Below are 7850 nucleotides of genomic sequence, written 5' to 3' on the forward strand. Positions count from 1 at the left end.
GAGTCCAGGTCGTGGCCGGAGGTGGATCGTCCGCGCAGGGCGGGTGTGTCCTCGTTCGGTGTGAGCGGAACGAACGCCCACGTGATCCTGGAGGAGGCTCCCGTGCTCGCGTCCGGGGACGCCCAGGAGACGGCACCGGTTTCCGAGCCCGCGGCCGTGCCGTGGGTGGTGTCGGCCCGCACGGCGGACGCCCTGCGGGCCCAGGCCGAGCGGCTCCGGACCTTCGTCGGGGGTTCGGACGTGACGCTTGCCGGGGTGGGTCATTCGCTTGCTGTGGGGCGCGCGGGTCTGGAGCACCGTGCGGTGGTGGCTGCCGGGGGTTGGGCCGGTGCGTTGGCTGGTGTGTCGGTGGTGGCTGGGGGTGGTGTGGGGTCTGGTGTGGTGTCGGGTGTGGCGGATGTGTCGGGCCGGTCGGTGTTCGTTTTCCCGGGGCAGGGTTCGCAGTGGGTGGGGATGGGTCGCGACCTCCTTGATTCTTCGCCGGTGTTCGCTCGGGCGTTGGTTGAGGTGAGTGGTGTGTTGGGGTCGGTGAGTGGGTGGTCGGTGCTGGATGTGGTGCGGGGGGTGGAGGGTGCTGCGTCGTTGGATCGGGTGGATGTGGTGCAGCCGGTGTCGTTTGCGGTGATGGTGGCGTTGGCGCGGGTGTGGGGGTCGTTCGGGGTGCGGGCGGATGCGGTGGTGGGGCATTCGCAGGGGGAGATCGCGGCGGCGTGTGTGGCGGGTGTGTTGTCGTTGGAGGACGCGGCGCGGGTGGTGGTGTTGCGTAGTCGTGCGATTGCGGGTGGTCTGGCCGGTCGTGGCGGGATGGTGTCGGTGGCTCTTCCGGTGGAGGAGGTGCGGCTGGGTGAGGGTGTGGAGCTTGCTGCGGTCAATGGTCCGTCGTCGGTGGTGGTGGCGGGGGATCCGGAGGCGTTGGACCGGTTGGTTGCCGAGTACGAGGCGGAGGGTGTCCGGGTTCGCCGGGTGCCGGTGGACTACGCGTCGCATACCTCTCATGTCGAGTTGATCGAGGCCGAGCTGGCCGACGTACTTGCCGGGTTGAAGCCCCGGACCGCGACCATCCCGATGTACTCGTCGGTGGACGGCCGTTGGGTGGACGGCACCGAGCTGGACGGTGGCTATTGGTTCCGGAACCTGCGGCAGACGGTGCGCTTCGCCGACGCGACCACGGCCCTGGTCGCGGAGGGCTTCCGGGCGTTCGTCGAGGTGAGTGCCCATCCCGTCCTGGCGCACAGCATTCAGGAGACCTTGGACGCGAGTCCTCAGGCGCCCAGCGTCGTCACCGGCACACTCCGCCGCGACGACGGAGGACCGGACCGCATGTTGCTGTCCGTGGCGGAGCTGTACGTCCGAGGGATCCCCGTCGACTGGTCGACCTCCTTCGGTGAACCGGTACCGCGTCGCGTCGAGTTGCCCACGTACGCCTTCCAACGTCAGCGCTACTGGCTCGAACCTTCGCCCGGAGCAGGCGACCTTGCCGCAGTCGGTCTGGAGGAAGCGGGCCACCCGCTCCTGCAAGCCGCGATCACGCTGGCGGATACCGACCGCAGCGTGTTCTCGGGCCGTCTGACACAGCGCGAGCACCCCTGGCTGGACGATCATCGCGTAGGCGGTCCGATGCTGCTGCCGGGTACAGCGCTGCTGGACATGCTGTGCCATATCGGTGAGCGGCTGCGGGTACCGGTCGTGGACGAGTTGACGATCTCCGCGCCGATCGTCGTCCCGGACGGCGGGGGCGTTGACCTTCAGATCACCGTCGAACAAGAGGAAGGCCCCGGCACACGGGTGGTGCGGGTGTACACCCGGTCCGGCGCCGACGAGCGCTGGAGCGAGAACGCCACCGGCCTCCTGACGGCGTCCTCGGAGCCGTCCCCCGCACAGGCAGATCTCACCTCGTGGCCGCCGGCCGGCGCCCGGCCCGTCGACCTGGACGGCTTCTACGACCGTCTGACCGTCGACTACGGTCCGGCGTTCCGGGCCGTCGAAGCGGCCTGGGTACGGGACGGGCGCGTGTACGCGGCACTGCGGCTCCCCGAATCCGGCGCGGGTACGTCTGACGAAATCGACGGCTACGGAATCCATCCCGCGCTGCTCGACGCCGCCCTGCACCCGCTCTCCGTGTCGGACTTCTTTGCCGACCCGGACAGTCCCCGGCTGGCCTTCTCCTGGGCGGGTGTCCGGCTCCACGCAACCGGGGCACGTTCCCTTCGGGTGGTCCTGGCTCCGGCGGGTCCGGACACCGTGTCGATCAGCGCCGCCGACGACACCGGTGCTCCTGTCCTCGACATCGATGCTCTGACCGTCCGGCCCGTCGATCCGGCACGCCTGCGTACCTCTGCTCCTCAACTGGGCGGCTCACTCTTCGAAGTCGTGTGGGTTCCCGGTCCCGCGGCAGCATCCGAAACGCCGCAGTGGACGTTCCACACGGGTCTGGGGGCCTCCGAGCCCTCCGTACCCCCCGTGGTCGTCCTCAGGACGCCCGACGGCTCGCCGGACCGGACCGTTCCTGAGCAGGTACACGCGGTCGGCCTGAACGTCCTCGGAGTGTTGCAGGAATGGCTGGCCGATCCCCGGACCCAGGCGTCCCGTCTGGTGGTCGCCACGCGCCGCGACGACCTGGTCCAGGAACCGGTCCGGGGCCTCGTCCGCACTGCCCAGTCCGAACATCCCGGCCGGTTCGGACTGCTCGAGGTGGAACGCTTCGACGAGGAGTCGGTGTCCGCCGGACTCGGCGGTGGGCTGCTGGACGAGCCTCAGGTGGCGGTCCGCGGAGAGCAGGCGCTCGTGGCCCGTCTCACGCGTGCGCAGTCAGCCGCTCTGCCGGAGCGCCCGCGACTCACTGGAGGCACTGTGCTGGTCACAGGCGCCACCGGCGGTCTGGGACGGCTCGTCACCGATCACCTCGTCCGCTCCCACGAAGTGGCCGAGCTCGTGCTCGTGTCCCGGTCCGGAGTGCCGGACGAACGACTGGCGGAGCTGTCGGCATCCGGCGTCCGCGTGAGTGCGGTCGCCGCCGACGTGGGGGACCGCGAGGCTCTGGCGCGGATCGTCGCCGCTGTCTCCGACCGGCTGACCGCGGTGGTCCATGTGGCGGGCGTGGTCGACGACCGTGTGATCGGGGAGCTCGACGCGCAGCGGTGGCACACCGCACTGCGGCCCAAGGTGGACGCGGCGTGGCATCTGCACGAGCTGACCGAGGGCCTGGACCTGACGGCGTTCGTCCTCTACTCGTCCGCCTCCTCCACCTTCGGCGGCTCGGGCCAGGGCAACTACGCGGCCGGTAACGCCTTCCTCGACGCCCTGGCCGTGCACCGGCGTGCGAAGGGACTTGCTGCCGTGTCCCTCGCCTGGGGACTGTGGGCGGAATCCGCCGGCATGGGCGGACGGCTCAGCGACACCGATCTGGCCAGGATGGCCCGAGCCGGTACGAGGCCGCTCTCCGCCGAGCAGGGGCTCGCACTTTTCGACGCCGCGCTGGAGAGCGACAGTCCGGCACTCGTCCCCATCCGGCTCGACCTGGCCGCCGTACGCGACAGCGCGGAGATTCCCGTCCTGCTGAGCGACCTGGTGCCCGCGCCGACGCGCCGCGTGATTCGACGTGATACCGCAGCGGGCAGCGACAGCGCGTCGACGCTGAAGCGGCGGCTGATCACGCTCGGGGCGGACGAGCAGCTCGATGTGCTGCTCGATCTGGTGCGCACCAGCGCGGCGGCCGTCCTCGGTCACGCCACGGCCGACGCGATCGAAGCGCAACGGGCGTTCAAGGAACTGGGAGTCGACTCGCTCACCGCGGTCGAACTGCGCAACCGGCTCACCGCGGCCACGGGTCTGCGGCTGCCCGTCACCCTGGTCTTCAACTACCCGACGGCCTCCGAACTCGCCGGCCACCTGCGGACCGAACTGCTCGGCGAGGAGGCCCTCGGACAGCAACAGCCGCACGATCCCGCCGTCGCTTCGTCTTCCTCACACGCACCGGGGGCTCCGGCTGACGAGCCGATCGCGATCGTGGCGATCGGGTGCCGCTTCCCGGGTGGACTGTCGTCGGCGGAGGACCTTTGGCAGTTGGTCGAGGCGGGCGGTGACGTCATCACCGGGCTGCCGTCCGACCGTGGCTGGGACCTGGACGGTCTCTACGATCCTGACCCGGATTCCCCCGGGAAGACATACGTCCGTGGTGGCGGATTCCTCCAGGACGTCGGGGGCTTCGACGCAGGGTTCTTCGGGATCAACCCGCGCGAGGCGCTGGCCATGGACCCGCAGCAGCGGCTGCTGCTGGAGGTGTCCTGGGAGGTACTCGAGCGGGCGGGCATCGACCCGGCGTCGCTGAAGGGCACGCCCACCGGAGTGTTCGTCGGTACTCATGGTCAGGACTACGGCACGGGCGAAACGGCAGGCCAGGCCGACGAGGGCTACCTCGTGACCGGCAATGCGGGCAGCGTCCTCTCCGGCCGCGTCTCGTACACCTTGGGGCTGGAGGGCCCCGCCCTGACCGTTGACACCGCCTGCTCGTCGTCGCTGGTCGCCTTGCATCTGGCGGTACAGGCCCTGCGAAACGGGGAATGCACGCTCGCACTCGCGGGCGGTGTCTCCGTCATGTCGACGCTGGAAGGAGTCGTCGGCTTCAGCCGGCAGCGCGGGCTCGCCACAGACGGACGTAGCAAGGCTTTTGCCGAGAGCGCAGACGGATTCGGCATGTCGGAAGGTGTCGGCATCTTGCTGGTGGAGCGGTTGTCCGATGCGCGGCGGCTCGGGCATGAGGTTCTCGCGGTGGTGCGGGGTTCCGCTGTCAATCAGGACGGTGCGTCCAACGGTCTCACCGCTCCGAACGGTCCGTCGCAGGAGCGGGTGATCCGCCAGGCGCTGGCCGGCGCGCGCCTGTCCGCGTCGGAGGTCGATGCGGTCGAGGCGCACGGCACGGGAACCCCGCTGGGCGATCCCATCGAGGCGCAGGCACTGCTGGCGACGTACGGGAAGGGCCGCCCCGCGGAGTCGCCCCTGTGGATGGGCTCCGTGAAGTCGAACATCGGTCATGCGCAGGCTGCGGCGGGTGTGGCGGGTGTCATCAAGATGGTGCAGGCGATTCGGCATGGTGTGTTGCCGAGGACGCTGCATGTGGATGAGCCGTCGTCGAAGGTGGACTGGTCGTCGGGGGCTGTGGAGTTGCTGACGGAGGCCCGGTCGTGGCCGGAGGTGGATCGTCCGCGCAGGGCGGGTGTGTCGGCGTTCGGTGTGAGTGGGACGAACGCGCACGTGATTGTGGAGCAGGCCCCGGTTGCTTCTGAGGGCGGGGTGTCGTCCGGTGTGAGTGATCCGGGACCTGCTGTGGTGCCGTGGGTGATTTCCGGTGCCTCGGCGCAGGGGCTGCGGGGCCAGGCGGAACGCCTGGAGTCGTTCGCGCGTGAGCATCAGGATCTGCCGGACACGGCGATCGGACACGCGCTGACGACGACGCGCGGAGCGTTTGCCCATCGTGCGGTGGTGGTGGCTGGGGATCGTGGTGGTGCGTTGGCTGGTGTGTCGGTGGTGGCTGGGGGTGGTGTGGGGTCTGGTGTGGTGTCGGGTGTGGCGGATGTGTCGGGTCGGACGGTGTTCGTTTTCCCGGGGCAGGGTTCGCAGTGGGTGGGGATGGGTCGCGACCTCCTTGATTCTTCGCCGGTGTTCGCTCGGGCGTTGACGGAGGTGAGTGGTGTGTTGGGGTCGGTGAGTGGGTGGTCGGTGCTGGATGTGGTGCGGGGGGTGGAGGGTGCTGCGTCGTTGGATCGGGTGGATGTGGTGCAGCCGGTGTCGTTTGCGGTGATGGTGGCGTTGGCGCGGGTGTGGGGGTCGTTCGGGGTGCGGGCGGATGCGGTGGTGGGGCATTCGCAGGGGGAGATCGCGGCGGCGTGTGTGGCGGGTGTGTTGTCGTTGGAGGACGCGGCGCGGGTGGTGGTGTTGCGTAGTCGTGCGATTGCGGGTGGTCTGGCCGGTCGTGGCGGGATGGTGTCGGTTGCTCTTCCGGTGGGGGAGGTGCGGCTGGGTGTGGGTGTGGAGTTGGCTGCGGTCAATGGTCCGTCGTCGGTGGTGGTGGCGGGGGATCCGGTGGCGTTGGACCGGTTGGTGGCCGAGTACGAGTCGCAGGGTGTCCGGGTTCGCCGGGTGCCGGTGGACTACGCGTCCCACACCTCCCATGTCGAGTTGATCGAGGCCGAGCTGGCCGAGGTACTTGCCGGGTTGAAGCCCCGGACCGCGACCATTCCCATGTACTCCTCGGTGGACGGCCGTTGGGTGGACGGCACTGAGCTGGACGGTGGTTACTGGTTCCGGAACCTGCGGCAGACGGTGCGCTTCGCCGACGCGACCACGGCCTTGGTCGCGGAGGGCTTCCGGGCGTTCGTCGAGGTGAGTGCCCATCCCGTTCTTGCGCACAGCATTCAGGAGACCCTGGACGAGAAGCTTGAGGCGCCGAGCGTCGTGACCGGGACACTCCGCCGCGACGACGGGGACCTGGACCGGATCCTCCTGTCCGTCGCGGAGCTGTTCGTCCGCGGCATTCGAGTCGACTGGTCGACGGCGTACGGCGAACCGGACGCCCGACGTGTCGAGTTGCCCACGTACGCCTTCCAGCACCAGCGCTACTGGCTGGAGGCACCTCAGAGCGCGGGCGACGTGTCGTCAGCAGGTCTGACCGCAGCGGAGCACCCGCTGCTCGGAGCCGTGGTCGGACTGCCCGATTCGGGTGGCGAACTGTTCACGAGTCGGCTGTCCCTGCGGGCACAGCCGTGGTTGGCCGACCACGAGGTGTCCGGCAGCGTGCTGCTGCCGGGGGCGGCGTTCCTGGAACTGGCGTTGCGTGCCGGGGAGGAGGCCGGCCTCGGCACCGTCGAAGAGCTGGTGATCGAATCTCCGCTCACCCTTCCCGCGCACGGTGCGGTGCAGCTCAGGGTCGGACTGGGCGGAGAGGACGAAGCCGGTCGGCGACCGCTGCACATCTACTCCCGGCCCGAGGATTCCGACCCCGAGACACCGTGGGACCGGCACGTCGACGGTCTGTTGTCGGCAGCGGCCCAAGAGCCCGCGTTCGGCTTCGAGTCATGGCCTCCGGCGGGTGCGGAGCCGGTGTCGGTGGAGGGGTTCTACGAGGGGTTGGCGGAGCAGGGGTACGCGTACGGTCCTGCGTTCCAGGGCGTGCGTGCCGCGTGGCGGCGCGGCCGGGAAGTGTTTGCGGAACTGGCCTTGCCGGAGGCTCTGGTGCCCGAGGCGGTCAAGTACGGGCTGCACCCGGCACTCCTGGATGCGGCCCTGCAAGCGGCGAACTTCGGCGCGGTACCGATGGCAGAACCGGGCCAGGTACTCCTGCCGTTCGCCTGGAACGACGTTTCTCTGCACGCGGTCGGCGCCACGACCCTGCGTGTGCACGCCAAACCGGCTGACGGTGAGGGCGTGTCCTTCACCCTCACGGACGGCACGGGCCGCCCGGTCGCTGAGATCGGGTCACTCGTACTCCGCTCCGTCCGCGCCGATCGCTCGGCCGGGACGGACGCCACCGTGCGCGATTCGCTCTACCGCGTGGACTGGCAGCCGGTGGTTGTCACGCACGCTCCGGGCAGCGGGGCGCTGCCACCGGAAAACATTCTCGATCTGACAGCCGAGCAGCCGACAGCAGGCCCACGGGCAGCACGCGACCTGGTCGTGAGGGCTCTCGCGGAACTCCAGAGCCGAGCGGATCGATCGGATGCCGGCCCTCAGCCCCTCGTGGTGCTCACCCGGAATGCCACAGCTGGTGATCCGGCGGGGGCTGCGGTGTGGGGGTTGGTGCGGTCGGTGCAGTTGGAGCAGCCGGGTCGGGTGGTGTTGGTGGATGTGGATGGTGG

At 69.7% G+C, this 7850-nt stretch carries 1 protein-coding gene; it reads left to right on the top strand.

Annotated features, from left to right (window positions below; all coding sequences use genetic code 11):
* Nucleotides 1–81: 81 nt before the first annotated feature.
* Nucleotides 82–7850: SDR family NAD(P)-dependent oxidoreductase (locus ACFW9O_RS36470; RefSeq protein WP_384615456.1), on the top strand; the 7769-nt coding region annotated here is incomplete at its 3' end.

The organism is Streptomyces sp. NPDC059499, assembly GCF_042749285.1.
Taxonomy (GTDB): Bacteria; Actinomycetota; Actinomycetes; order Streptomycetales; family Streptomycetaceae; genus Streptomyces.